This is a genomic window from Maridesulfovibrio salinus (genome assembly GCF_055394525.1).
Map to the genome: position 1 here is coordinate 4,117,704 of NZ_AP042461.1, position 25,779 is coordinate 4,143,482.

The 25,779-nt window shown below is 48.1% G+C and carries 17 protein-coding genes; 9 read left to right on the forward strand and 8 right to left on the reverse strand.

Annotated features, from left to right (window positions below; genetic code table 11):
- Nucleotides 1-47 precede the first annotated feature (47 nt).
- A complete protein-coding gene (locus ACZ5PW_RS18905) occupies nucleotides 48-1,898 on the forward strand; it encodes an ArnT family glycosyltransferase (protein WP_464556564.1) in 1,851 nt (616 codons plus the stop codon).
- A 59-nt stretch (nucleotides 1,899-1,957) separates the two neighbouring features.
- On the opposite strand, the gene metC is transcribed toward ACZ5PW_RS18905, so the two are convergent.
- The 3 genes from metC to ACZ5PW_RS18920 all read right to left on the reverse strand — a co-directional run bounded on the left by metC (nucleotide 1,958) and on the right by ACZ5PW_RS18920 (nucleotide 5,454).
- Nucleotides 1,958-3,118: a cystathionine beta-lyase gene (gene metC / locus ACZ5PW_RS18910; RefSeq protein ID WP_464556566.1), complete on the reverse strand. Its 1,161-nt coding sequence runs from the start codon at nucleotides 3,116-3,118 to the stop codon at nucleotides 1,958-1,960.
- A 153-nt stretch (nucleotides 3,119-3,271) separates the two neighbouring features.
- Nucleotides 3,272-4,363, reverse strand: a complete 1,092-nt coding sequence (gene aroB / locus ACZ5PW_RS18915; RefSeq protein WP_464556568.1) for a 3-dehydroquinate synthase — start codon at nucleotides 4,361-4,363, stop codon at nucleotides 3,272-3,274.
- On the reverse strand, nucleotides 4,363-5,454 hold the full coding sequence (locus tag ACZ5PW_RS18920; RefSeq protein WP_464556569.1) for a bifunctional 3-deoxy-7-phosphoheptulonate synthase/chorismate mutase type II: 1,092 nt from the start codon (nucleotides 5,452-5,454) through the stop codon (nucleotides 4,363-4,365). Before ACZ5PW_RS18920 ends, aroB begins: the two co-directional genes overlap by 1 nt.
- Nucleotides 5,455-5,919: 465 nt before the next feature.
- On the opposite strand from ACZ5PW_RS18920, the gene ACZ5PW_RS18925 reads away from it, so the two are divergent.
- Nucleotides 5,920-6,357, forward strand: coding sequence for a flavodoxin (locus tag ACZ5PW_RS18925; protein WP_464556571.1), 438 nt, complete (start codon nucleotides 5,920-5,922; stop codon nucleotides 6,355-6,357).
- A 90-nt stretch (nucleotides 6,358-6,447) separates the two neighbouring features.
- Here the strand turns inward: ACZ5PW_RS18925 and ACZ5PW_RS18930 are convergent, their stop codons facing one another.
- Complete coding sequence (locus ACZ5PW_RS18930) at nucleotides 6,448-6,849, reverse strand: Hpt domain-containing protein (RefSeq protein WP_464556573.1); 402 nt, start codon at nucleotides 6,847-6,849, stop codon at nucleotides 6,448-6,450.
- 268 nt (nucleotides 6,850-7,117) lie between these two features.
- Between ACZ5PW_RS18930 and ACZ5PW_RS18935 the strand changes: the two genes are divergently transcribed.
- The 3 genes from ACZ5PW_RS18935 (at nucleotide 7,118) to ACZ5PW_RS18945 (ending at nucleotide 11,222) form a co-directional block, all read left to right on the forward strand.
- The gene (locus tag ACZ5PW_RS18935; protein WP_464556575.1) at nucleotides 7,118-9,043 is read left to right on the forward strand and encodes an ATP-binding cassette domain-containing protein; all 1,926 of its coding nucleotides are present in this window, start codon (nucleotides 7,118-7,120) and stop codon (nucleotides 9,041-9,043) included.
- Between the two features lie 138 nt (nucleotides 9,044-9,181).
- On the forward strand, nucleotides 9,182-10,543 hold the full coding sequence (locus ACZ5PW_RS18940; protein WP_464556576.1) for a TrkH family potassium uptake protein: 1,362 nt from the start codon (nucleotides 9,182-9,184) through the stop codon (nucleotides 10,541-10,543).
- 22 nt (nucleotides 10,544-10,565) lie between these two features.
- Nucleotides 10,566-11,222, forward strand: coding sequence for a potassium channel family protein (locus ACZ5PW_RS18945; RefSeq protein WP_464556577.1), 657 nt, complete (start codon nucleotides 10,566-10,568; stop codon nucleotides 11,220-11,222).
- A 128-nt stretch (nucleotides 11,223-11,350) separates the two neighbouring features.
- Here the strand turns inward: ACZ5PW_RS18945 and ACZ5PW_RS18950 are convergent, their stop codons facing one another.
- On the reverse strand, nucleotides 11,351-12,325 hold the full coding sequence (locus ACZ5PW_RS18950) for a tetratricopeptide repeat protein (RefSeq protein ID WP_464556578.1): 975 nt from the start codon (nucleotides 12,323-12,325) through the stop codon (nucleotides 11,351-11,353).
- Nucleotides 12,326-12,491: 166 nt separating this feature from the next.
- On the opposite strand from ACZ5PW_RS18950, the gene ACZ5PW_RS18955 reads away from it, so the two are divergent.
- The 4 genes from ACZ5PW_RS18955 to traT all read left to right on the forward strand — a co-directional run bounded on the left by ACZ5PW_RS18955 (nucleotide 12,492) and on the right by traT (nucleotide 20,622).
- A complete protein-coding gene (locus ACZ5PW_RS18955) occupies nucleotides 12,492-13,304 on the forward strand; it encodes a glutaminyl-peptide cyclotransferase (protein WP_464556579.1) in 813 nt (270 codons plus the stop codon).
- Nucleotides 13,297-17,511, forward strand: coding sequence for an acyl-CoA dehydratase activase (locus tag ACZ5PW_RS18960; protein ID WP_464556580.1), 4,215 nt, complete (start codon nucleotides 13,297-13,299; stop codon nucleotides 17,509-17,511). The genes ACZ5PW_RS18955 and ACZ5PW_RS18960 overlap by 8 nt, the downstream gene beginning before the upstream one ends.
- Before the next feature lie 115 nt (nucleotides 17,512-17,626).
- Entirely contained in the window at nucleotides 17,627-19,867 is a 2,241-nt protein-coding gene (locus ACZ5PW_RS18965; protein ID WP_464556581.1) for a S1C family serine protease, read from the forward strand.
- An 11-nt stretch (nucleotides 19,868-19,878) separates the two neighbouring features.
- Nucleotides 19,879-20,622 (forward strand): complement resistance protein TraT, encoded by a 744-nt coding sequence (traT, locus tag ACZ5PW_RS18970; RefSeq protein WP_464556582.1) that lies wholly within the window; start codon nucleotides 19,879-19,881, stop codon nucleotides 20,620-20,622.
- A gap of 87 nt (nucleotides 20,623-20,709) precedes the next feature.
- On the opposite strand, the gene ACZ5PW_RS18975 is transcribed toward traT, so the two are convergent.
- The 3 genes from ACZ5PW_RS18975 to ACZ5PW_RS18985 form a co-directional block, all read right to left on the reverse strand.
- On the reverse strand, nucleotides 20,710-21,291 hold the full coding sequence (locus ACZ5PW_RS18975; protein ID WP_464556583.1) for a hypothetical protein: 582 nt from the start codon (nucleotides 21,289-21,291) through the stop codon (nucleotides 20,710-20,712).
- Nucleotides 21,292-21,463: 172 nt separating this feature from the next.
- A complete protein-coding gene (locus tag ACZ5PW_RS18980) occupies nucleotides 21,464-23,425 on the reverse strand; it encodes a FecR domain-containing protein (protein ID WP_464556584.1) in 1,962 nt (653 codons plus the stop codon).
- Between the two features lie 323 nt (nucleotides 23,426-23,748).
- On the reverse strand, nucleotides 23,749-25,659 hold the full coding sequence (locus ACZ5PW_RS18985; protein WP_464556585.1) for a FecR domain-containing protein: 1,911 nt from the start codon (nucleotides 25,657-25,659) through the stop codon (nucleotides 23,749-23,751).
- Between the last annotated feature and the right edge of the window lie 120 nt (nucleotides 25,660-25,779).

The following is a 25,779-nucleotide window of genomic DNA, read 5'->3' on the forward strand; positions in this document are numbered from 1 at the left end:
CCACCAGTTATCAAAGCCCTCAAGAAACAAACCTATCGGATTCAAATATGGATTTAAGCAGATCATTCAAAAACAATATGCCCTTTTTCGGGGTGCTTATTTTTTCTTTTTTATTCGCCTGTATTGGAGAATGGAGACCTTTCTTCTTCGATATAGATGAGCCTAAATATGTTTCTGCCGCTCTTGAAATGGCCATCAGCGGAGACTGGCTGCACCCCATGCTCGGGGGGCTTCCCAGAGTGGAAAAGCCGCCACTACCCTACTGGCTGGCAGCTCCGCTGTTCAAATATTTCGGAACAGATTTCAGCAACGGAACACTTTTATTTATTTCCAGAATCCCTTCCATCGCCTGCAGTTTGCTCACGGTGATTGCCACATTGCTGATAGGTAAGAAACTGTACGATGTTAAAACAGGTATTTTCGCAGCTTTGCTTCTATGTGTAGCCCCGGCATTCAAAATTGAAGGAATGATGTTCAAGGCTGACATCATTTATACCGCCGCGGTCACCTGGGCTGCTTATTTTTATCTCGGTCTTTACAAAGGGGAGAACAAAACCGCGAACCTTGCGGGAGCAACAATTTGCACGGCACTGGGTGTACTTACCAAAGGTCCGTTTGCACTGCCCCCTTTGGTGGGCTACCTGCTGGCAACCTATTTCCGCCGAAAAAACAAGCAAGGTGCGGTAAATACCATATCAAAGACTCTGAAAGAAGAATGGAGTACCATTTTCACCGGACTGCTGGCCTGTGCCCCATTCATGATCTGGATCTTCGCCGCCAGCATGGACAATATGCCCTACCTGAACGGGATGCTGGGAGATTTCAGCCACAATACATCTGACAGGGGCAACCTTTTCATCTTTTACAGCAAAAGTATCGGTTTTTACCTGCTGGAAACTCTGGTGGTTTTCTTCCCTCTCGGAGCGTTTACCATAGGTGCTCTTCACAATTATTTCAGGGACAGAGAATGGAAAAAGAATGATACTTCGCTTCTGGTCTGGACAGCCCTGATCTACCTGTTCATATGTTTTTTTATGTACAGGTTGAGAGCACACAGGTACTTCTTGCCTATCATGCCCTTTCTGGCGGTAATCATTGTAAACTGGCTGCTGAACGCCAAACACGACAGATACTTCAAAATCTTTTTCAAGGCCGGAACATTATTAATTGCCGCAATCTCCCTGATAACAGGCAGTCTTACCCTCTTTACCAACGAGATCTCGGTCAACCTCTGGCGCAATGCTCCTGTTACGGATTTTCTCACCCAGACGCTTCCGTTTGCCCTTGCGGTTTTCCTGATGGGGGCTTTATCAATATTCTGCTTCTTTAAATATAGACTGAAACCAGAGAAATATCTTGCAGCAGCTTTTGCCGGGACTCTAATGCTCTACCCCTTTTATTTCAACGCTGCACCGGGCCCTGATTCCTCCGGTAAAATGCTGCCTGCTGCCGTCCTCGGTGAACAACTCTCGGTTTCTATGGCAGAAAAGATTCCAGCCAACTGTATGATCGCTGCATCTAGGCATACACTCCGCCTGCATCCCGATCTTCATTTTTTTCTGCGCAAAAGCAGTGGTGCCCAGAATGAGGGATACCTGTCAGCCCTACCTTTCGATGCCCAGATGTTCAGCAATATGTTGATGAACCCTGCCATCGCCGTCAGCATGCTTGACGAAAAAGAGCGAAACCACCCGCTTCCCCTGACCGATTTTCTTGAAAACAGACGCTTCAGAAAATCCGTACTCATTTTGAGTGGCTATGAAATTACCATGCTTTACCGGAACTCTATCTATCTGAACAAAAAATACGGAGCCCCGGCCATGTCGGTTCCAGTGCAGGGAATGAATGTGTCATGGGACAATGACCTTCTTTACTATGTTACCATGAAAGCCTTCTGATCCGGCTGAATAAAAAAGGGGACCGAAGTCCCCTTGTCCCCTTAAGTCTGCAGAATTTATTACTTCAAATTAGCAAGCCCCTGCTCCAGGTCGGCCTTTAAATCTTGAACATCTTCCAGTCCGATATTCAGCCGGAAAATAGTTTTCCCTGCATATCCGAAAGGATTGGTGCGCCTGAACTTTCCTCCGGTGATGAGGCTTTTGTATCCGCCCCAGCTGTACCCCAGTCCGAACAGCTTCAATGAATCCACAAAAGGTGAATGATCAATATCTTCGAAGCCTTCTTTCAGCGTAAAACCGAACAGCCCGCTAGAACCTTTAAAATCACGCTTCCATAGATCATGCTGGGGATGACTTTCAAGGGCGGGATGAATGACCGACTCAACCATTTCATGCCCGGAAAGCCATTCGGCGATTTCCAGAGCTGAATTCTCGTGCTCCTTTAGGCGCACCTTCAGAGTCCGTAGTCCGCGGAGACCCTGATAACAATCCTCCTGCGAAGCATAAACCTCAAAAAGTCCGCAGCACTGCGTGAACCTTTCCCAGCACTCCGAATTGGTCGAGACAGTTCCCAGCAGAATATCAGAATGACCGGTTATATACTTTGTGGCCGACTGAATGGAAACATCCACACCAAGCTCAAAAGGATTGAGGTAAAGAGGTGTCGCCCAGGTGTTATCGATTACTGAAACAACGCCCTTTTCTCTACAGGCTTTTGTTACAGCAGGGATATCCTGAATCTCAAATGTGTTTGAACCGGGGGACTCCATGAAAAGCAGTCTGGTGTTTTCCCTGATGTAATCCGCCACATCCGCTCCTGCGGCAGAGGGTAAATATTCCGTTTCAACACCATATCTGGAAAGAAAATTATCACAGAAGTTACGTGTCGGTCCGTAGACATTATCGCAGATCAGAATATGGTCGCCCTGTCCGGTATAGGCCATGAGCACCATGGATATGGCTGCTATTCCGGATTGGAACACCTTGCAGCCGTGAGCACCTTCAAGCTCAACCATTGCGGCTTCGAATGACTTTTGCGCGGCCATTCCGCAGGTGCCATATTCAACCCCATCGAATTGTCCCTGATTAGCTTTAAGCATATCGGCATAGCAATCGAAAAGAACTGTGGACGCCCTGTGCAGAGGCGGATTGATAGTTTTAATCGGAAGCTCGGCCTGCTCCCTGCCCGCATTTATCAGTTTAGTAGAAATATCTGGCATTTTTTCTCCTTGTAATTGAACGCACCGTATATGATTCGGCGTTACATAGGCAACGCTTCAACCCACAATAATCCAAAACAAAAAGCCACAGCGAAAATGCTGTGGCTTCAGACTGTATATGATACAGCTTAAGCTTTGCTAGGTAAATTGAATCTAATCTGCAATCTGATTCAATTCGGACTCAATAAATTCAAGAGGAAAATCTTCCCGGACCACTGCATTGCCCAGCCTATCGAGGGCGACAACAACCACAGCTCCGTTTTTGACTTTTTTATCCCGTCTCATAAGTTCCATAATCCTGACCGGATCAATGTCGAGTCCGCCCCTTGCCAGTCCCAGCCTGTCCATGACTTCCTCATGCAACGCAAGGTCATCATCAGAGAGCATTCCGGCTTTATTACAGGCCCGCCCAACAATGCGCATGCCGTAGGCGACACACTCTCCATGGGAAAGCTCATAAGCGGCGAAGGTTTCAATGGCATGTCCCACCGTGTGCCCATAATTGAGGATCCGGCGAACACCGCCTTCTTTCTCGTCACGGGCTACAACATCAGCCTTGATCTCGCAGCAGCGTGAAACAACACGGGCCATGACTTCACGGTCAAGCTCAAGTACTTTTTCGGCGTTGTCATTCAGAAATTCCACGAAGTCACGGTCGCAGATAAAACCATGTTTGACCACTTCACCGAGTCCACTGAGGATTTCGCGCTCAGGAAGTGTATCAAGAGCCGAGATATCTGAATAAACCCGCTTGGGCTGGTAAAACATGCCACAGTAGTTCTTACCGCCTCTGATATTAACCGCCACCTTGCCGCCGACTGAAGAGTCAACCTGTGAAAGCAGGGTCGTTGGAACCTGAACAAAGTTGATTCCCCGCATATAGCTCCCGGCAACATAGCCGGACAGGTCACCGACAACACCGCCTCCAAGGGCAACAACCACATCCTGACGGGTTATTCCAGCCTCAAGCATGGCCTCAAGCAATGATCCGAATTTTTCCAGAGACTTACTGTTTTCTCCCGCAGGGACTGTCAACAGAAGAGGATCAATATTTTCAAGCGCGAGCTTCTCGGCCAGTTTGAGGCCGAAAAGCTCACGGGTATTCTCGTCACAGATAACTACCGGGATCTGTCCGAATCTTCTATCACGAAGATCTGTGATCAATTCATCAAAGATGTCATAATCAACTGTGATCTCGTAAGAGTTATCAAACTCCCCCCGAAGTTCAACACTTACTGCGGGCATTATTCTTCCCCGGCCAGCACGCACTCCTGCTGACGCAGGGATTCTTCATGGATATACTGGAAAATACGCAACATGAAATGCTCGTCCATACCTCTGGCAACGCCTTCACGGGTGCGTTTCTCAACAGTTTTCTTCCACTGTGCAGGCTGCAGAAGAGCAATACCTCTTTCGCATTTCATTTTACCTATCTTGCGACCAAGAGCCATGCGCTCGGCGAGAAGCTCAACAATGGTATCGTCAATTTCTTCGAGGCGGGCACGCTTCTTCTCCATGAGGTGAATGAAACTCTCGTCTTCAACGGCGGGCTGTTTGGGTTCCAGAGCGGACAGGACCTCCCCGAGATCTTCAGGGGTGAACTGCTGTTTGCTGTCGCTGAGAGCAACATCGGGATTAATGTGTGATTCAATCATGAGTCCGTCAAAAAGCAGATCAAGAGCCTTCTGCGCCACTGCGGGGATCAGTTCACGCTTTCCGCAAAGATGACTGGGATCGCAGATGATGGGCAGACCTTCACAGCGGCGGCGGAGCTCAATAAAAAGTCTCCAGTTTGGAGCGTTGCGGTACTCAGTAACACGTGCTGTGGAAAATCCGCGGTGAATAGCGCCGAGCTTCTTGACTCCGGCTTTGTTCATACGTTCGATTGCACCAAGCCAAAGGTCAACATCAGGGTTGATGGGATTCTTTACCAGAACAGGAATATCAGTGCCTTTCAGTGCATCTGCAAGGGCCTGAACAGCAAAAGGGTTCACAGTAGTCCTTGCTCCGACCCAGATCATGTCTACGCCATATTTCAGACACAATTCAACATGTTCAGGGTTGGCAGTCTCACATGAAATGGGAAGCCCGGTTTCCTCTTTAGCTTCAACCAGCCATTTCAGGCCTTCCTCACCCATACCTTCAAAGCATCCCGGGCGGGTCCGCGGCTTCCAGATTCCGGCGCGAAGGACATGCACTCCTTTATCGGCTATACCGCGAGCGGTTTCAAGTAGTTGATCACGGGATTCGGCACTGCAGGGTCCTGCAATTATAAGTGGACCGTCATTATTAAAACCCCAGGAATCCATTCCTATAATATCAAATTCAACACTCATAATTGTGACCTCCATGAAATTAAAAGTTAGGCGGGAAGTCCGGACCGGATTAAATCAGAATCGGGAAGTACTGCAAATTTTAAATCTGAACATAACAGATAATGCAGACAAAAGCAGGAAAAATTCGGTCGGGATGGAAATGATGTGATCATTGGCAGTATAAATTCCGCCATAATCCAAAACACAATATTAATTGTAAATGAGTTCGAGACGTTGAAACCGACCGGGGAAGTCGATTAGGGCGTAATATTCTCGCCGGGCCTGATATTTTCAGGAGTGCGAAAACTTTTATATGCCTGATCTCTAAAAAGGCCATAACACCACTGACGAGCAAGGTAAACACTCATTTGCTGTTTTACTCACATTTTAATGAGATCTTAATACTACTTTTGTGTTGACAATGAAATTCACTTTCAATAACTACTTTTCCATAAACAACCCCATTAAATTTCAAAGGAGATTCTCATGCCAAAATCATTGATTGTATACGGTTCCACTACAGGTAACACCGAAACAACTGCTGAGTATATCGCTGAAGCGATGGAAGAGAAGGATTTTGCCGTTGAACTCAAAAACGTCACCGAGGTCGGTGTGGCAGATCTTACCGGCTACGATATTGTGCTCTTCGGCTGCTCCACATGGGGTGAAGAAGAGATTGAACTTCAGGATGATTTCATTCCCCTTTACGATACCCTTGAAGATGCTGAGCTAAAAGGAAAGAAAGTATCCGTATTCGGGTGCGGTGACTCGGATTACACCTATTTCTGCGGAGCAGTTGACGCCATTGAAGAAAAACTGGAGAAGATGGGAGCAGAAGTTGTTGGAGACTCCCTAAAAATCGACGGCGACCCCGAAAGAGATCCAATAATGGACTGGGGAAGGGATATAGCCGGACGGGTATAAATCTTTTTCAATCTACCAGACAAACAAAAGCCGGAACCTGCTAAAGATTTCGGCTTTTAATATTTATTACAAAGTAAATCCAGACAGAGATCAGTTCTGACCGGACAAAGCCCGCTGAACGGAGACTTCCAGCATAGTTTTCTGCAGCCTGATACTTTTCTCGTTGCTGTTCAATACATCCTCAGTCAGAGAACGGAGCTTATCAACGGATTCAAGAGCCGCTGTAATTATGAGTTCAGTGGGCACAAGCCCTTCTGAGCGAACCATTTCAAGAACATTTTCCAGCTTATGAGACAGCTCTTCGATCCTGTAAAGCTTAAGCAGGTTTGATCCAGCTTTGACTGAATGAGCGTCACGGAAAATTGAATTAATCAGCTCAGGCGAACAATCGTAGGTACAATTTTCCAACTGCAGCAGCCCGGCTTCGATATTATCAAGCCGTTCCAGTGTTTCTTCCTGAAATATGTCCAGTAATCTGTCACCTGTGCTCATCTGCTGCGGGCCTTCATCTTGCAATGCTTTTTATAAGGATTAAACCTGTTCTACCTCAAACCAGTCATGCACTTACTGCCCTACCACAAATCTTTCGTCAACCGATTGCAACATTGGGAATCAAGTTAATAATACATTCTTGGGCTTTTCTTTTCGGCGGCAAAATTCTACACTGCCGCCCTCACTGCAAGGTGATACTATATGATAAGAAATTACATGTCTTCATAATATAATTATATTTTTTAAAGAATTCAGTGGAGTTTATAAGATGGCTTTGATGAGTGTGAACGGTGTTTCCATGTCTTTCGGCGGCCCGCTGCTGCTTGACCGAGTTTCCTTCCAGGTAGAGGAAGGCCAGCGTATCTGTATTGTAGGCAGAAACGGTGAAGGCAAGTCGACCCTGTTGAGGCTTATGAGTGGAGATCTTGTTCCCGATGACGGAAACATCTCCTGCCAGAAGGGAGTTACCGTGGCCCGTCTTTCACAAAAGGTTCCCGAGGCACTTAAAGGTACTGTTTTTGAAGTTGTTGCCGGGGGGCTGGGCGATCTTGGGCAGGCTCTGACCAGCTACCATACTGTAAGCCTTGAAGTTGCCAACGGCGGAGATGTGTCCAGACTTTCCGAAGTGGAAGAAATCATGGGGAAGTTCGGTGGCTGGGAAGCCCTAACCACTATTGAAATGGTAATTTCCCGCCTTTCACTTGATGCTGAACTGCGCTTTGAAAATCTTTCAGGAGGTCTTAAACGGCGGGCTCTACTGGCCCGGGCTCTCGCCAGCAATCCGGATGTCCTTCTCCTTGATGAGCCCACCAACCATCTTGATATCGACTCCATAGCATGGCTTGAAGAATTTATTCTTAAAAATATCAAGACCCTGATCTTCATCACACATGACCGTATGTTCCTGCGCAAAATAGCGAGCAGGATCATTGAGCTGGACCGAGGCAGCCTCGCCGACTGGTCCTGTGACTACGACACATTTCTTAAACGCAAGGAAGACCTCCTTGCTGCTGAAGAAAAGAACTGGTCTGAATTTGATAAAAAACTTGCCCGTGAAGAAGTATGGATCAGGCAGGGGATCAAAGCCCGCAGAACCCGTAATGAAGGGCGTGTCCGCGCTCTGAAAAAGATGCGTGAAGAACGAAGACAACGCCGTGAAAGAACAGGTAAGGCCAGTATTGAGATTCAGGAAGCGGCACGGTCAGGCAAGGTTGTGGTCGAAGCTGTCAACGCATCCTACTCATGGGACGAGACACCAGTTTTCAAAGATCTGAATGCAACCATCATGCGCGGAGACCGTGTCGGTATAATAGGCCCCAACGGAGCCGGGAAAACCACCCTGATCCAGGTGCTTCTCGGAAAGTTCAAACCCGACAACGGTACGGTCAAGCTTGGGACCAAGTTGGAAATCTCCTACTTCGACCAGCACCGTGAGCAACTGGACCCTAATAAATCCGTCAGAGACAGTGTCGCGGACGGCAACGATACAGTGACGATCAACGGCCGCAACAAGCATGTCATGGGCTATCTGAAAGACTTTCTGTTCGCCCCGGACCGGGCCAATGCTCCGGTAAGTGTCCTTTCCGGCGGTGAGCGAAACAGACTGCTGCTGGCGCGCCTTTTCACACGCCCGTCAAACCTGCTGATAATGGACGAACCTACCAACGACCTTGATTCAGAGACTCTGGAGCTTCTTGAAGACAGAATCATGGATTATCCGGGAACTGTCATAATAGTAAGCCATGATCGCGCATTCCTGAATAATGTAGTAACCGGAACAATTGCCTTTGAAGGCAACGGCCAAGTGAAAGAATACGTTGGAGGATACGATGACTGGGTCCGCCAGCGCCCTCAGCAGGAAGGCGAAAGCAAGCCCAAGACCGCTAAACCAAAGCCGAAAAAAGCATCAAACACACGCCCTGAGAAGCTCACCTACAAAGAGCAAAGAGAGTTTGAAGCCCTTGAACTTGAAATTCAGGAACTTCCTTCCAAAATCGAAGAACTGGAAAGCTCTATTGAAAATATACAGATGCAGATGGCTGATCCTGAATTCTACAAAAAATCAGGTGAAGAAATGGCTGCTGCACAATCCAGACTGGAAGGACTTGAGGCTGAACACGAGACAACTTTTCTCAGATGGGAAGAAGTGGAAGAAAAGCTGAACACCTACCGGGAACGAACCGGAAAGGCTTAGCCTGAGCAACGGCAATATATACTGCCGGGTGTCATGAACTTGCCCCGGCAGTAAACATCAGAAAAAATTAGCCCGCCTTCAAACATGGGGGCAGGCAACAGACTTGCCTTCTTCAACTCTCAAGCGTAAATATCGGTTATGAAATCAAAAGCGTCCTCACCTTTCTGGATGCCCATCTACGCATTTCTTGTGACTATAATCGTTGGCGGGCTGATTCTGACACTCGACATATGCCATCCGGGCAGGGAGCTGTCTTTTATCGATGCATTGTTCACCGCGACCTCCGCAGTCTGTGTTACGGGACTTGCAGTTGTTGATACCGGAACTTTTTTCAGCCGTACGGGACAGTCTGTAATACTGGCCCTGATACAACTCGGCGGACTGGGCATAATGACCTATGCAAGTCTGGTGATTTACATTCTGGGCAAAAAAGTAAGTGCCTCCGACAGACTGGCGGTTAGCCAGACCCTGATCCATGATCCATCCTTCAACATAGGTAAATTCATAGTCGGAGTTGTTATAGCTGTTCTTTCCATAGAAGCAGTCGGAGCACTTATCCTCAACCGCATGGACCCGGTTGGTTTCCACGCCTACTCGGCAGTTTTTCATTCCATTTCTGCCTTCTGTAATGCCGGATTTTCCCTTTACCCGGACAGTCTGACTGCATGGCGTGACCATTTGGGTATCAATACTGTTTTCATGTCCCTCATAGTTATGGGAGGTCTGGGCTTTTATGTAATGACCGAACTGTGGACCAAATTCTGCAATTTCATCCGCCGCCGCAGACATGAAGTTTCCGCCCACTATTTAAGCTGGCATAGCCGAATTGTACTGGAAACTTCTTTCTTCCTCGTTGCAGCGGGCGGCATAGCCATTTATTTTACGGAAAATTTCAGAGCCAGTATAGGCTATGGTGAAGGCATCAATGAACTGACGGCCCTTTTCCAATCCGTTACCTGCCGTACAGCCGGATTCAATACGACCGACCTTTCGGGAATGACTAATATTTCACTGCTTGTCATGATCGGCCTCATGCTCATCGGCGGCTCACCGGGATCTTGCGCAGGAGGGCTTAAGACTACTACTTTCAGGGCCTGGACGGGCTTCGTTATCTCCAAAATCAAAGGTCACTCACAGGTAAAAGTCGGCTGGTACGCTCTCAGTGAAGAAAGTATCAACAGGGCACTCACTCTGATGGCCATAGCCAGTGTAATTCTCGCTTCGGCAATTGTGATGCTTAGCATAACTGAAGGCAGTTACCTGCCCCACTCGCAGGTAAGGGGACATTTCATTGAAATTACCTTTGAGGCAATCTCGGCCTTTGCAACTGTTGGCCTCTCGACTGGAGTAACCCCGGATCTCAGCAATCCCGGCAAGTTGATCATCATCACTCTCATGTTTGTAGGCAGACTGGGGCCCGTATGGCTTCTGACCGCAATCAACAGTTGGCAGAGTGAACCCCGCTACCGTCTGCCGGAAGACGACATGCCTCTCGGCTAGGCAGACCATCAAGGAGCTTAATATGTCTGATAAAATAGAAGTCGGAGTTATAGGTCTTGGCAAGTTCGGATTAGAGCTGGCGATCAATCTGCGCAGGCTGGGTCACAATGTTGTCGGCATTGATACGGAAGAGGAAAAAGTCAAAGCCGCTAAACCATACCTAGCTCAGATATTTCAGGCGGATGGAACAGATCCGCAGACTCTGAAGCAACTGAGCTTTCAGGACTTCAACTATGTTGTGGTTTCCACCGGTGACTCCATGGAAGCCAGCATACTGGTCGTTCTTAATCTGCAGGAAATCGGGGTAAATAAAATATGGGTTAAAGCCATAAGTGTAGCCCATAAAAAAGTGCTCAGTAAAATGGGAGTTGACTTCGTAGTCTTCCCGGAGCATTTCGCAGCCAAACAGCTTGCCCACAAACTCTCCACACCTGGAATGATTGAATACCTTTCAATGGGGAATGATATATTAATCAAAGAACGTAAAGTCGCGGACTGGGCAGGTAAAACCCTCATCGACCTCAACCTGACCAACAACTACAAAGTTCAGGTAATCGCCATCAGAAACAACGGATCTGAAGAATTGAACTTTGTCCCCCGGGCTGACCAGCCTTTAGCTGAAAACGATGTACTGATTATGATCGGCCAGCGGGAACATCTTATGAAACTTCCTGAGTAACTGTCCTGACCTCATTTTCGGGATTTAACGGTTCTCAACTATTCAGATTCGCGGCAAGGCTGTCTGGACAGAGAATAATTCAAGGTGGAGTAATATTGATTCGGGTTGGCGTTTCCAGAAGTTGCTAATCATGCGTCAAGATTATAGAGGTCCTTCTCTATTTCCATAAGTTGCATATCCTCTTCCTCAAGAGCAATCATGCGGTCTCTGATTTCGTGTGTTTTCTCTATAGCATCATCCAGTTCCACCCCGGCGGCGATCTGCATCTGGCGCAAAAGACCCAGAACATCACTGCGCAGGCTGCCGCCGTTTTTTGCTGCTCCTATTTCACGGAGCATGCTGTCATCCTGCTCAGTCCGCTTGATCAGATACCCGCAGAATTTAACAGCTTCTGCAACCCCTCTATTCTTTTCAAGACACATGGTCAGATACCTGAAACAGTTCTGCCAGTCCCCGGCCTCGAAATATGTTCTGGCTATATTGAAAAACAGGTTTTCATCATCCGAATCCAGATCCACCCCTTTACTGTAGTATTGCAATGCTTCCTGATACATTCCATTCTTACGCAATGAAATACCGAAATCATTGAACATATGTTTATGCTCTGTGGCAAAGGCGGTCTTCATGTGCAAGACCTTGGAAAAAACCTCCTGTGCTTTTTCCACGTCTCCCTTTTCTAAATAGGTGAGCCCCAGCCCGAAAGTTGCCCGCACGTTATTCTCATCAACGGCAAGGGCTTCCCCGTACTCCATTTCAGCGCTGTAAAGTTCGCCCTGCTCACGATGGACTTCCCCCCTCTGCAGACGTTTCTCCTGCTTATCCAAAGCCGGACGGACTCTCTGCTGCCAGTAATCCAGTTCCAGAGAATATTCGGAATAAAAATCATCGGCCGTAATTTTCCGTGCCGGCCCCACAGGAACATTCAGCTCATTAAGTTCCTGCAATTGGTAATTACCGCTCTCAAGCCGGCGGGCCAGCCAATAGCTCTTGTCCTCACCAAGATCCTGATCAGAACGCAGTGAGACAACAGTTATCCACTCCCGGTCATTCTTTCTCTTGTCTGACACGGGCTGGTAGGCAAAATATGTATTTTCCTCAACCATTAACTATGCCTCCGGCTTCACTACACTCTTATAGGAATGCAGCGTTTAGTACTTCTTTGCACTTGTTTTATCGGATCAAAAGACAATTTGATTTAGATTTGTCCCTATTAACCAACTTGCCTTCCGCAGTGGAAATTTATAAAGACAGACAACGAGTGAACAACTAATGAAAAAAAAGTATCCGTTATATTATTTGATTATCATCACTTTTCTTCTTGTTTTTCCGGGAACAGGCTATTCTCAAAGAGAAACCTTCGCTCCGGTCATAGCATGCGAAGAGGTAGATTATTTTCCACATGACATGAACGCTTTTACTCAGGGCTTCTTGTATCATAACGGGGTGTTTTATGAAAGTACCGGTAAACACGGTCGATCCTCTGTAAGAAAGATTGAGATGGAAAGCGGAGAGATACTCAGAGAATCAAGAATTGGACAAACTCTTTTCGGGGAAGGTCTTTGCCTTTGGAAAAACAGACTTTACCAGCTCACCTGGAGATCTGGAAAATGTTTTGTCTATGATTCCCGTTCCCTTGCGCGTAAAAGGCTCTTCAAATACAAAGGTCAGGGTTGGGGGTTGACCACAGACGGCCAATTTATTTTTCAAAGCAACGGATCATCTGAAATAATTCTCCGGGACCCTTATGACTTCAAAAGAATCAGCAAGGTCAGTGTCAAAGACGGCCCCCGTAAGGTACACCGTATAAATGAACTGGAATACATTAACGGACTCATCTACTGCAATATATGGCAGGAAGATCTTATCGCCGCAGTTAACCCCATTGACGGAATGGTCAAATTCTGGATCGACATCTCCAGCCTGCGCCCTGAAGCCGGCCCCGAAGCCGAAGCCGCCAACGGAATTGCCTGGGACCGGCATGGAAAAAGACTTTTTGTGACCGGCAAATTCTGGAGCAAAGTTTTTCACATCAAACTGCCTGATATAACCAGTAAAATAGCCGCCAGAAAAACATATGAATAAATCACTGGGAATTTGTGCCGGGGCCTCGACAGTTAGTCTTGTTCTGATAGCTGATAACAACGGTAATCCAAGGGTACTGGAAAAAATATCTCTCAACCATGAAGGAAATCCGGCTGAAACGGTCCTCAAAGGGCTGCGTAGCATAGCCCTGGAGAAAGGGGTTAACGTTGCTGTTACCGGGCGAAAATTCCGCCATCTTCTCAGACTGCCCTCAATTTCCGAACCTCAAGCCATAGAAGCCGCTCTGCGTGACTCCGAGATTGTACGAAAGGGATGCCGTACTGTTTTAAGTGCAGGCGGTGAAACTTTCATGGCCTACCTGCTGGATTCTGACGGACGGGTAGAAACTGTTCATACCGGAAATAAATGTGCGTCCGGGACCGGAGAATTTCTGGTTCAACAGCTTGGCCGCATGGGGCTTGACCTGCAATGCATGGCTGCTATGGACCGTGAAATCGACCCGCACAAAGTATCTGGACGGTGTTCGGTTTTCTGTAAAAGCGATTGTACGCATGCTTTGAACAAAGGCGTTGAAAAAGAGGCGGTAGTCGCAGGACTTGCACGCATGATGGCAGGGAAATGTTTGGAACTGCTGCGAAAGATGCCTTCCGAAAAAGTAGCGCTGATCGGAAACTGTTCACGAAACAGTTTCATGGTGCGCGAACTCCGCCGTGAAATACCCGAACTGATTCTTCCTGAAAACGGCCAGTGTTTTGAAGCTTTGGGGGCGGCAGTATGGGGTCTTGAAAACGGCTCCCCTCTTCCCGATAATTTTTCGTCAGTCATAAGAAAAGGCAGGACTGCCTTTACCCGCCTTGCTCCCCTGAAGAATTTTTCCAGACTGGTAGAATTTCAGGACGAACAGAGAGCAGACTATCACAACGGGTCCGAGCTGGCCCTCGGTCTTGACGTCGGCTCCACCACCACAAAAGGGGTATTGCTTGATACCGGCAGCAAGAAAATAGTAGCGTCATGCTATTTACGCACCGACGGAGATCCGGTGGGGGCTGCACGACGTGTCTACTGTGAACTTGCGGCGCAGGTTCCTGAAGGCACAACAGCCTCCATCATGGGTGTAACCGGATCGGGCCGCAACATTGCAGGACTTCATGCCGGGACGGAAGGCATCATCAATGAAATCACAGCTCACGCCTCAGCAGCCGTCCACTATGATCCTCAGGTCGACACAATTTTCGAGATCGGCGGTCAGGACGCCAAATACACATGGCTCAAGAATTCTGTTCCCTGTGACTACGCCATGAACGAAGCCTGCAGTGCCGGAACCGGATCATTCCTTGAAGAAAGCGCGAAAGAAACTTTAGGAATCGAAGTGGCTGATATTGCAGAGACCGCTTTCAAAGGGCTTAATCCACCGAATTTCAATGACCAGTGCGCGGCTTTTATCGGATCGGACCTGAAGCTGGCGGCACAGGAAGGAGTCCCGCTGGAAGACATGGTTGCAGGGCTGGTTTACTCAGTCTGCATCAACTACTCCAACCGGGTAAAAGGCAGCCGGACTGTGGGAGAACGGATTTTCATGCAGGGGGGGGTCTGCTATAACCGGGCTGTTCCTGTTGCAATGGCCGCATTAACCGGACGGAAAATCATTGTTCCCCCTGAGCCGGGACTCACCGGAGCCTTCGGTGTAGCACTGGAGGCCATAAGCCGGACAGAACAGGGACTTCTGAGCAAAAGCAGCTATGATCCCCTTGAGCTTTCACGGAGAGAAGTCATATACAAGTCACCCTTCACCTGCAACGGCGGCGGACGGGACTGCGACCTTGGCTGCACCATCGCCCGCATTGAAGTGGAAGGAAGGACATTCCCTTTCGGGGGGATATGCAACCGCTTTGACAACTTAAAAATTTCTAAAGACATTTCCGCAGGGCAAGACCTTGTCAGTTGGCGGGAAAAAAGAGTTTACAGGGATTTCGCAACTCCCGTTGAGAATCAGCCCACTATAGGTATGAACCGCTCCCTGCTCATGAACACATGGTTTCCTCTATTCAACACCTTTTTTAAAGAACTGGGGTTCGGAGTGGTTATACCCCAATCTGTCGACAACGATGCGATTGAACAGAAAGGAGCTCCCTTCTGCCATCCGGTTGAGCTTGCTCATGGAAGTATGGGAGAACTTCTGAAACTCGAGGCCGATCATATTTTTCTACCTCACCTGCGTTCAATGCCGCTTAAAACTGGAGACCGCTCCTGCACATGTGTTCTGGTACAGGGGGAACCTTACTATCTGCGTGCAGCATTTCCGGAGCTTGAGAAACGTTCCGTATTCTCACCTGTACTACATATGCAAGAAGGAGCGGACGAGCTTCGCAAGGCTCTTGTAAAAACCGCAGCGAGACTGGGGGCCGATGTCGGCAGCGCAATCAATGCATTTGAAAAGGCTGTCAGCGAGCAGGATACATTTTTTGAAGATCTGAAGAATAAAGGGAGAAAGTTTATACGCGAACTGGAAAAACATCCTGAACGCGAGGCTGTCGCTCTATTTGGAAGGCCGTATAATGCTTTCTGCTCCTGGGGCAACAAATCAATACCAGCCAAACTTTCCACCCGCTCCATTTCTGTCATCCCCTGTGACATGCTTCCGCGCAGTGAAGGATGCGGAAATGAACTGAACATGTACTGGGCGACAGGCGAGCAGATAATGGATTCCGCTGCATATGTCGCAGAACACCCGCAGCTTTTCGGAACCTACATAACCAACTTTTCCTGCGGTCCGGACTCATTCCTGCTCAGTCATTTCAGGAAAACCATGGGTAAAAAGCCATCCCTGACTCTTGAACTTGACAGTCATACCGCCGATGCAGGAATTGAAACCCGAATCGAGGCCTTTCTGGATATTGTCCGCGGATTTAAGAGAATGCCGCAAGAACATGACAACAAAAGAGCGTTCCGCCCGGCACGCTGCGAAATGCGCGGCGGGATCACAGGGATAACTGACTCCTGCGGCAAATGGCACGCGGTCAATGATCCCAAAGTAACATTGCTCATTCCAAGTCTGGGTGAAATAAGCACCGACTTCCTCGGGGCCTCCATGCGCAGGGACAACATCCGATACAAAGTGTTGCCGCATGCCGGGGAAAAAGCACTCAAAAAGGGCCGTAATAGCTCATCCTGCAAGGAATGCCTGCCCCTGCAACTCACCGCCGGGGCTTTGCTTGAACACCTTGAAGAGCGCGAAGAAGGTGAGATTTCACTTTTCCTGATGCCTAAAGCGAAAGGACCCTGCCGATTCGGACAGTACTCCGTTTTTATGAACGATCTCATCGAACGGCTCGAAATACCTGATCTGGCCATATTCGCCCCCAGTTCTACTGACGGCTACGGGGGACTTTCTACCGGGGTTACTCTCGGAATGTGGCAGGGTATTGTAACCGGTTCAATCCTTGAAGATATCCACGCGACCATAATCACCGCCGCCAGAGACAGGGAAAAGTCACTGAAGCTTTTCTGGCGCGTCCGCTCGGAGCTGCTTGGAGCAATGGACAGCTGGAAAAACCTTTCCAAAGCACTGCGAAAAGCCGCGAAAGATCTTTCGGTTATAGAACTCGAGAAGCCCATTGCTGAATATCCGGTGATTTCACTTCTGGGTGAAATATACGTGCGACATGATCCACTGGCCCGGAGATCCATTCCGGAACGCCTTTCAGCTGAAGGCTTCATTGTCCGTGTCGCCCCTGTTCTGGAGTGGATGAAATACACCGACTGGCTGAACCGTAACGGCATCGAAGGTAAAGCCGGCATCGGAACACTGATTACCCAGTCGGTAAAAACCTACTTTGAAAGACGTATCCGTTCCATACTCTCCGAAAGCGGGCTGATTTTCTTCCCCGAACCGGATGTAAAGGAAGTTATCAGAACTGCTAAACCGCACATATCAGAACAACTTACCGGGGAAGCTATCCTCACTGTAGGGGCGTCACTTCATGAAATAATGTCGCCATCGTGCGGAATAATCTCCATAGGCCCTTTCGGATGCATGCCTTCACGGGTGGCCGAAGCCGTTCTCAGCGAGAAGTTCACCGCTTCAGCTGCCGGAAAAAAAGCGACAGCAGTTCTCGAAAACAATTCCCGCCTTCCCTTTCTGGCGATTGAAACAGACGGCAATCCCTTTCCGCAACTCATAGAAGCCCGGCTGGAAGCTTTCTGCCTGCAGGCCCGCAGACTTCATAGAAATATTTATATTGGCTAAGTGCCCATTAATATTCCGCTAACAATGCCTTGGTTTTTCTTGATATAGCATAGTGCATTGTGATATCTCCTCTCACGCACAAACAATAGATATTATAGGTGTCGAGGAGGATCATGTGAATAGAAGACTGATATGGATTAGCCTGTTAATCCTGCTTATTACCATTTGTGGATGTAAAACCACCGGTTCTATGACAGGTAAAGGCAATAAGAATAAGGAACCAGCTACTCCTGAGCAGCAGATGGAATCTGCCTTGAGTAAGAACGATTTTTCTAAAGCGGAAAAGGTCTGGCTTAACAATCAGAACTACTATCTGGCTGACCCTGAAGCTCTTACCGAGCTGACCCAGACTGTCACAGCCTTTAATACGGCTTACGGACCAAAACTTACAGCTGCGTCCGCCAACCTTGACTCGGTGAGCTGGCCCGCCAGTCAGGCCCAGTGGACCTTGATCCGCCATAAACTTACGAATGCCCGTAAAATGGTCAAGGCTTTTGACTCAAACGCCATGTTCGCGGATATCGGCAGCTTTCCGGCGGAACTGGCAAATCTCAGAAGTAAACTAGAAGCAAAAGAAAAAATCATCCGGAATGACGCGGAAAAATACTTTCATGAATACCCGTTGCTCACGGGATCAGACTTTTTCGAGTCCTACCCAGTACCCCTCAATAAAAGTGAATTCCTCAAGTCACAGTCTGACTTTCTCTGCGGATTAGTAGAAAAAGCGACCGGAACCGGAGTTCCTCACCTGCTCAAGACTTACGGTGACAGTCTGCCGGAAGAAAGCATGCGGACTATGGAGCAACGCTACTTCCGCAACCTGCTCCGCCGCCAGTCCGGCAGCAAGACCCCTTCATTCAGAGCAATCATCAAGGCGGTCAAAGAAACCAAGAAAACCGGTTTTCCCCTGAAAGAAATCCCCGACTGCAAAATCGCTTTTGTACGGACGACAAGCAAAAGCATGCTCAAAGAACACGGTATTGAATTCGGGCTCGGCTTTGATGTGGATATGCCGGTTAAAACAGAACAGGTTAAATCCGGCAGTATCTTCGGTCCCAAGACCGCTCCGGATGCCAACATAGTAATTCTGATCAATGAGACTGTATCCAAGCTGGACCGCAAAACATTCCGCCCCACTTCATACTCCAGTAAATTCGTAAGCGGATACAAGGATGCATTTAACCCTGATTTCGACAAGATCAGAGTAATCGCTGAACAACACCGCCTCAAAAGAGACGAACTTACCGCAAGAGCCAACAATCTGGTAGTAACCGGTGGAATATTCGGGGCGGCTTTCGGGATCCCCATCGCACAGGAAGCCGATCAGGAAGACAAAAAATATAAAGAAGCAATGGCCAATGCCACAAATATTCCCCGCATGATAGAGAAACCAATCTATCAGCAGTACAAATACAATGTTGTACCGCTTCAGGCCACCAAGCTTGCTTCAGTGCAATACATAGTTGTTGACCGCAGGGCAAAAACCTACTTCTCCGATGTATTCAATGTCTCCCAGCAGCACAATTTCAAGGCGATCTACGGTGTAAGGGACACAGACCCGGAAAAAGTCCAGATCATGAGTAATTTCGAATCTGATCAGGATATCAGAAACTGGGAAAAACAGCCTGTAGGTGTCAAGCTTTCATCACTTCTCGACTATTATGCCAAACACAAGGAAAACGACAAAAAGTACAGAAAGGTTGCCGAGATTCAGAAGATAATCATGAACAACCGTAACCAGGCTTTGAAGGAATTCTACGCCAAAAAGTACGACTCAGACACCGGAAACGATCCCAGATTTGATTCCACCGTTGTCGTTTTCAAATATGACGGAGGACAGGGAAGCGGATTCTACGTCACTGACGATATTATCCTGACCAACCACCACGTGGTGGAAGGAGCAGATTACGCTGAAATCCAGCTTCACAACAAGATGGAATCCTTCGGTAAGGTTATTGCTATCGACATGTACCGAGATCTGGCCCTGATCAAAGTCAGCACAAGGGGTAAACCGGTACGCTTCTACAAAGACAATACCATCCCGACCGGAGTGACCCTTGAAGCCATCGGACACCCCAAGGGTTATAAATTCACCATTACCCGCGGTGTTTTCAGTGCGTACAGAAACCTGTCCAGCCACCACCTCAAGGCCAAGGACAAGAAGATACGTTACATACAGACAGACGCTTCCATCAATCCGGGCAACTCAGGTGGTCCTTTGTTCTATAAAGACAAAGTTGTGGGGGTTAACGCCTGGAAACGTGTTGATCATGGTGTTTCCAACCTGAGCTTCGCTGTCCATTATTCTGAAGTGCTTGATTTCCTCAAACAGTACGGAATCAAGTACCGCATATAGGGAGATTTGAAATGAACAAGAAAAAATTAATAATACTGGCCTGCATTGTCGCAATACTTGGCCTCTCTTTGATGGCTGGATGTAGAAGTAAACAGCGTATGGGTATGGTCCGTGATGAACAGACCGGTCTTCTCTACGGCTCAATGACCAGCGGCAGCTTCGTGATTGACCCTTCCCAGTTCGACAGTCCGACTCTCAAAGTGACCATCAGGAATACTTCCGGTGATCCCGCAGTTAACCTGAAAGCCCTGCGTTCAACCCTTGAAGCATCCTACAGAGATCGTGGCTACAAGATTGTCCGCAATGGCAAGTACAGCGTACACCTGGACATCAACCTCCGCTACTCCGGCCAGATATCCAAGGATGTGGCCGACGAAGTGGGACTTATAGGTCTGGGCGGCGGCGCTTACGCGGGAGCAAGAATTGGCAAGAGCGCTGACGCGGTTGTTGCCGGCGGCGCATCCGGTGCTGCCATCGGTACTATCATGGGCCAGTATATGACCCAGGACACCTACATTCTGCTGGCGGATACCGTTCTGGCTCTGGTGGACAAGAACGCAAAAAAACGCACCATGATTATTGAGTTCGGTGATACCCAAATAGAAAGAGAAGGTGAAGACACCGGGTTCACATCCTACAGAGTGCGCGAAAAAACTCAGGTCGCGGTTTATGCGGGTGGAGACAACACTCCCCAGAGCGAAATTGTACGCGGCGTAACACTCAGATTCAAACGCATTCTCAGAGATATTATCTAGCAACAGAATACTACGAAAAAGCAAAGCCCCGCCGCAGACCGATATGGTTTGCGACGGGGCTTTTATTTTTCAGACACAAAAGATCAATCAAACGTCATCAAAATCCTTTCTGACCTCGCTGAGACCTTTTCTGTACCCTTCAGCGTCACCGTAGGGGAAAAAGTGACGGTAACGGCTGTGTACGGATTTCACAGGCCGGGCATGACGAATGGGACACCAGTATTGTTCCGTTCTTGCCGCCACCTCACGCACAAAACCGATAAGACCGTTAAAGTATCCGCAGTAACAGCAGTTAACCTTTTCAATCATGTTCAGGTACTTGAGAGTATGACGGTCAATGACCACGTAATCCCTGCGCTTGACTCTGGGGATTCCGTAAACCGGAAAACATACCAACTGATAGAGCCATGTTGCCACATCCAGCAGGAATGCCGGGACCAGCGGCATCCAGATAAAAGGAATGGTCAGGATCACCCAGACTCCTGAATCGTAAACATACTCCCCCCAGCGGGCGGCAAGTTCCCGATGCCTTGCCCGGACCTCTTCGCTGAAACGAACTTTCTTTTTCTGTACCGTGTAAAGAAAATCATTTGTCACATCCCGCATCTCAACACGGAGTTCTTTTTCCAGTACATCGATTTTACCGAGAATTTCATCTATCCTGTTCATTTGGCACCTTTTCCTAGGAGCTTCAGGTTCAACAGTTCATCCGGTTGAATATCCGGTTTTCAGGTGTCAGTGATTACAGTTAGATAGAAAATGAAAGGCGTTGGCAAGGAAATTCACAAAAAAGAGTATAAAAACGCGCCCGCAGAACGCGGGCGCGAAGAATGGTTACAGCCTAAATGAACTCTATATGATCACTGGTTATTTCGCTGTCAGAAGTTACCTGCGCTACGGCTTCCAGAGATGAAGAGGAATTATCCTTGCCGTCAGCATCGTAATAAAGAATGTCAGTTGAGGTATCCCAGACAAAAACCTTCGAAGAGCCTCCGTCATTGTCATATTCAGATTTGGTCTGAAATCCAGCACCACCGAACTCTGAAGATGCGAATTTAAAGTTGTCCCCGGTAGTACCGTTGCCGCATTCGAAATCAGTTACTTTATCTCCAAAATCTGTTTTTGCTGCATAGTAAAAGAAGTCATACCCGGCCCCTCCGGTAAGAGTATCAGCTCCCCCACCCCCGGTAAGAGTATCAACCCCGGAACCTCCTGAGAGAGTATCGGTCCCTCCTTCTCCCTTGATGACATCATTTCCGCAATTACCTATCAAAACGTTTGCGTTTCCATCTCCGGTAATGGAATCATTACCACTGGTACCTACCACCCCTTCAACATTTTTAAGGTAATCTGCAGTTCCGTCCAGAGAGGCAATTCCGTAAGAACCGTCTCTGTAACTCAAATTGAGATCCACAAAAATACCGTTGGATGGATTTGAAGGAGTCAAGTCTGAGAAAACAGCTATGTCTGTTCCTGATCCTCCATCAATCATATCAGAATCTTTACCCCCGTATATGGTGTCGTCCCCTGTTCCTCCTTCAATCTGATCATCACCGCAATTACCGTAAATAGTGTCATCACCTTCACCGCCTCTCAGCCCGTCATTGCCCTCCATGCCGTAAATAGTATCGTTTCCGCCCTGCCCGTCATAATAATCAACGTTCTCGGTACCTTCCCATTCCTCTCCGGTATTCGCACCTAAAATATAATTGGTTCCTTCACTGCTGGTATAAGTCACATTCTCCAAACCTTCAGGAACTTCTGTGTTGCCCTCGGCTATATCTTCAATCAATTCAAGAATTTCATCTTCATCAGTAGGAAGCTCTTCAATCCTGTCGAGCAACTCCTGAGCACTTTCAAGGTCTCCTTCCGCAAGAGCATCAAAAATATCCTCGGCAAATTCCTGCGTAGCCTCGCTTATCAACTCCTGAAGACCCTCTTCACCTTCAATCACATTTCCGCTCAGCATTTCAGCCACCCCTGATGCAATCACTCCTTCCCCGCCAATCTGCATATTGCCGGGTTCTCCACCCTCAGCCTGTTCCCCGGGCTGTGCTTCACCACCCTCAGCGGCAGCTTCCTGCTGGGACTCTCCGTCAGCGCCCTGCGCCTGTTCGCCTTCGTTCTGCTCTTCACTGTTCTGCTGTTCCTGCTCATTATCCTGTTCGTCCTGCTGGTCTTGCTCGCGGATTTCCTGCTCCTGTTGAATCGCCTGTGGAGCGATATCCCTGAACGAATTCAACTCCTGCACGGTCATTGGGCGAACTGTACTGATCTGCCCTGATGCGGCAATATCAACCAGCGCCTGCGGTGAATCAATTACTCTTATGGAACCGTCTATTGACTGGACCAAGAGGGCTTTACCGCTGTGAATCTCCTCGACACCGTGTTTTTCTTCCCCGTTGGGCCCTATTTCATGAACAGTAGTGGTTCCTCTAATACCTATCGTAGCTAGAGGAGAACCGATCTGGAAACGGTCAGGGTTCTGCTCGGCAATCTTTCCGGTAACCATACGGAAAGTCCCCTGACTCATTTTGAAAAGTAAAGTGGAAGCGGATTCATTCTGCGAATCAAAGACATAATCATCCAGTGAGATGGTCGAATCGGCTCCCTGAGAAAGAAGGGTATCATCCGCAAAACGGACCTCCGCACTGCTGTCCGGGCCGGTCACAAGCTCATCGCCCTGATACACTTCTGCTCCGGACTGAACCTGCCTGACTCCTGCTTCAGAGCGCAGGTAAACATCCCCGCTTACAGCTAGCAAAACGCCTATTGATGTTGCACTTCCAGCTTCAGGTGCCATAGCCGACTCCTTGGATAATATATTTTTGCTAAACAATAACAGAAATAATAATTTACCGTCAATTCATAGGAGAATTAGGTAAAAAACATCCTCAGAGTGAGCAAATACCTACCATAGTTAAACTTAAATACTTAACGATATTTCAGCGCGGGAAAGCACCGGCGCACCTCGAAACAATATTCATTGTTTTTTTTCAAACTTGATCAGATCATCTAAAAGAGCGTTGAAATACGGATTAATATTTTCACCTTGCAGAACAAAACCCCCGCTCATTCACTGAACGGGGGCACTGGAAGCCATTTGGTCTCCATCAACGGATAAGTTTAAGACAGCCCGACAAGATCAATATCACTGGCAAGAACATCGTCACCGCTCACATTGGCCACCTGAACAATAGGCGCGGCTCCCCCGTTTCCATCTGAATCCCAGTACAGCTTATCAGAGGATGAATCCCAGACGAAAACAGGATCAGTACCGTTTGACAAAGTGTAGTTGGCATATGTGTCATAATGCTTGTCAGTTCCAAAGAATTCCGAGTCAAACTTGAATTGATCATCTCCCTGGCTGAAATTGACAACCTGCTCAGATGAGTTGAATTCAACGGGATGCAGGTACATGAAATCAGTATTTCCCGTACCACTGTAGAGAGTATCTGCGCCGATACCTCCGATAAGGGTATCAGATCCCGTACCGCCATGTAGTTCGTCATTCCCGTCTTCACCGTTCAGCAGATTGTTCCCTGCAATGCCGCTCAACGAATCGTTACCCATTCCCCCTAAAAGGGTATTGTCGCCAGAACTTCCTGAGAGGATATCCCCGTAACTGCTGCCAATAACACCTTCAATATTGATAAGTGAGTCAACATCCGTCCCACTGCACCCCGCGACCGTGGCAGAATTACCGCCCAGATATACATCCGCTCCACTGGAATACGCCTGAGTCTCAAAGGAAAGGAAATCGAATCCGTCTCCGCCATCTATGGAATCATTTCCGCTTCCGCCTTCGATTATGTCATCCCCCTCATCACCCTGCAGAAAATCATCTCCGCAAAGACCGTTGATCACGTCGTTTCCGGCCAGTCCCTTATAATAATCAGTATTCTCAGTACCGGACCAGGTATCGTCACCGGAGGTCCCAAGTATCCAGTTACTTCCGTCATCTGAGGTCACGGTCTGTCCCTCCGCTTCCTCGGGAACATCTCCACCGTCGGCGATGTCCTCAATCAGTTCCAGTATCTCATCTTCGGTAGGAATATCTTCAAGTCTGGCCAAAAGCTCCTGTGCAGTGTCCAGATCTCCCTCATTCAGAGCATCAAAAGCTTCCTCGGCATAACCCAGAGCAAGATCATTCACCGCCTGCTGGATGGATGTTTCAAGCCCGCCATCAAGAACATCACCTATTATTGCAGCAACCCCGGCTTCAAGAACACCTTCTCCTGCTATCTGCTGAATACCGGTTTCTCCTCCCTCTCCGGAATCCTGCTGGCCTTCCATTTCCTGACCTTCAGTCTGTCCATTTTCAGACTGCTCTCCGTCCTGCCCCTGTTCTACTTCATTCTGGTCATCACCGCTCTGCTGCTCCTGCTCATCCTGCTGATCTTGCTGGTCCTGTTCACGAATTTCCTGCTCCTGCTGAATGGCCTGTGGAGCAATATCCCTGAACGAGTTCAACTCCTGTACAGTCATCGGGCGAACGGTACTCAACTGCCCTGAGGCGGCAATATCAACAAGAGCCTGCGGAGAATCGATAACCCTTATTGAGCCGTCAATTGACTGAACAAGCAGGGCCTTACCGCTATGGATTTCCTCGACCCCGTGTTTTTCTTCACCACCGGGCAGAATCTCGTGAACAGTAGTCGTTCCTCTGATACCTATTGTAGCCAAAGGAGTTCCTACCTGAAAACGTTCAGGATTCTGTTCAGCTATCTTTCCTGTCACAAGGCGAAAAGTCCCCTGACTCATTTTGAAAAGGAGCTCAGAAGCAGATTCGTCTGCTGCATCATAAAAGTAATCATCAAGGGAAATTGAAGATTCCGCGCCCTGAGAAAGAAGAGAGTCGTCAGCAAACCTGAGCTCGGCTGAGCTTGCCGATCCCGTAACCAGCTTCTCCCCACGATAGACGTTATCTCCGGCTTTAACCTGCCTAACTTCGCCATCTGAACTGAGAAAGACTTCACCCGAAGTCGCAATAACAATACCTATTGCATCATTGCTAAAGTTTGTTTCAGGAGACATTGCCCACCCCCTTGTTGAAAAAACTCTACACTTAATAAAGTAAGCACTTTAAAAATGTTTTCAAGGAGGCAGACAAACATTAAACTATGCATAAGCAGACAAATTTCACACAAAAACCAA

Excerpts from the sequence above, each read along its gene's own strand:
- ACZ5PW_RS18950 (WP_464556578.1), bottom strand. The coding sequence starts at position 12,325 with ATGGTTGAGGAAAATACATATTTTGCCTACCAGCCCGTGTCAGACAAG.
- metC (WP_464556566.1), bottom strand. The coding sequence starts at position 3,118 with ATGCCAGATATTTCTACTAAACTGATAAATGCGGGCAGGGAGCAGGCC.
- ACZ5PW_RS18920 (WP_464556569.1), bottom strand. The coding sequence starts at position 5,454 with ATGAGTGTTGAATTTGATATTATAGGAATGGATTCCTGGGGTTTTAAT.
- ACZ5PW_RS18955 (WP_464556579.1), top strand. The coding sequence starts at position 12,492 with ATGAAAAAAAAGTATCCGTTATATTATTTGATTATCATCACTTTTCTT.
- aroB (WP_464556568.1), bottom strand. The coding sequence starts at position 4,363 with ATGCCCGCAGTAAGTGTTGAACTTCGGGGGGAGTTTGATAACTCTTAC.
- ACZ5PW_RS18940 (WP_464556576.1), top strand. The coding sequence starts at position 9,182 with ATGAAATCAAAAGCGTCCTCACCTTTCTGGATGCCCATCTACGCATTT.
- traT (WP_464556582.1), top strand. The coding sequence starts at position 19,879 with ATGAACAAGAAAAAATTAATAATACTGGCCTGCATTGTCGCAATACTT.
- ACZ5PW_RS18975 (WP_464556583.1), bottom strand. The coding sequence starts at position 21,291 with ATGAACAGGATAGATGAAATTCTCGGTAAAATCGATGTACTGGAAAAA.
- ACZ5PW_RS18905 (WP_464556564.1), top strand. The coding sequence starts at position 48 with ATGGATTTAAGCAGATCATTCAAAAACAATATGCCCTTTTTCGGGGTG.
- ACZ5PW_RS18935 (WP_464556575.1), top strand. The coding sequence starts at position 7,118 with ATGGCTTTGATGAGTGTGAACGGTGTTTCCATGTCTTTCGGCGGCCCG.
- ACZ5PW_RS18960 (WP_464556580.1), top strand. The coding sequence starts at position 13,297 with ATGAATAAATCACTGGGAATTTGTGCCGGGGCCTCGACAGTTAGTCTT.
- ACZ5PW_RS18945 (WP_464556577.1), top strand. The coding sequence starts at position 10,566 with ATGTCTGATAAAATAGAAGTCGGAGTTATAGGTCTTGGCAAGTTCGGA.
- ACZ5PW_RS18985 (WP_464556585.1), bottom strand. The coding sequence starts at position 25,659 with ATGTCTCCTGAAACAAACTTTAGCAATGATGCAATAGGTATTGTTATT.
- ACZ5PW_RS18930 (WP_464556573.1), bottom strand. The coding sequence starts at position 6,849 with ATGAGCACAGGTGACAGATTACTGGACATATTTCAGGAAGAAACACTG.
- ACZ5PW_RS18980 (WP_464556584.1), bottom strand. The coding sequence starts at position 23,425 with ATGGCACCTGAAGCTGGAAGTGCAACATCAATAGGCGTTTTGCTAGCT.
- ACZ5PW_RS18925 (WP_464556571.1), top strand. The coding sequence starts at position 5,920 with ATGCCAAAATCATTGATTGTATACGGTTCCACTACAGGTAACACCGAA.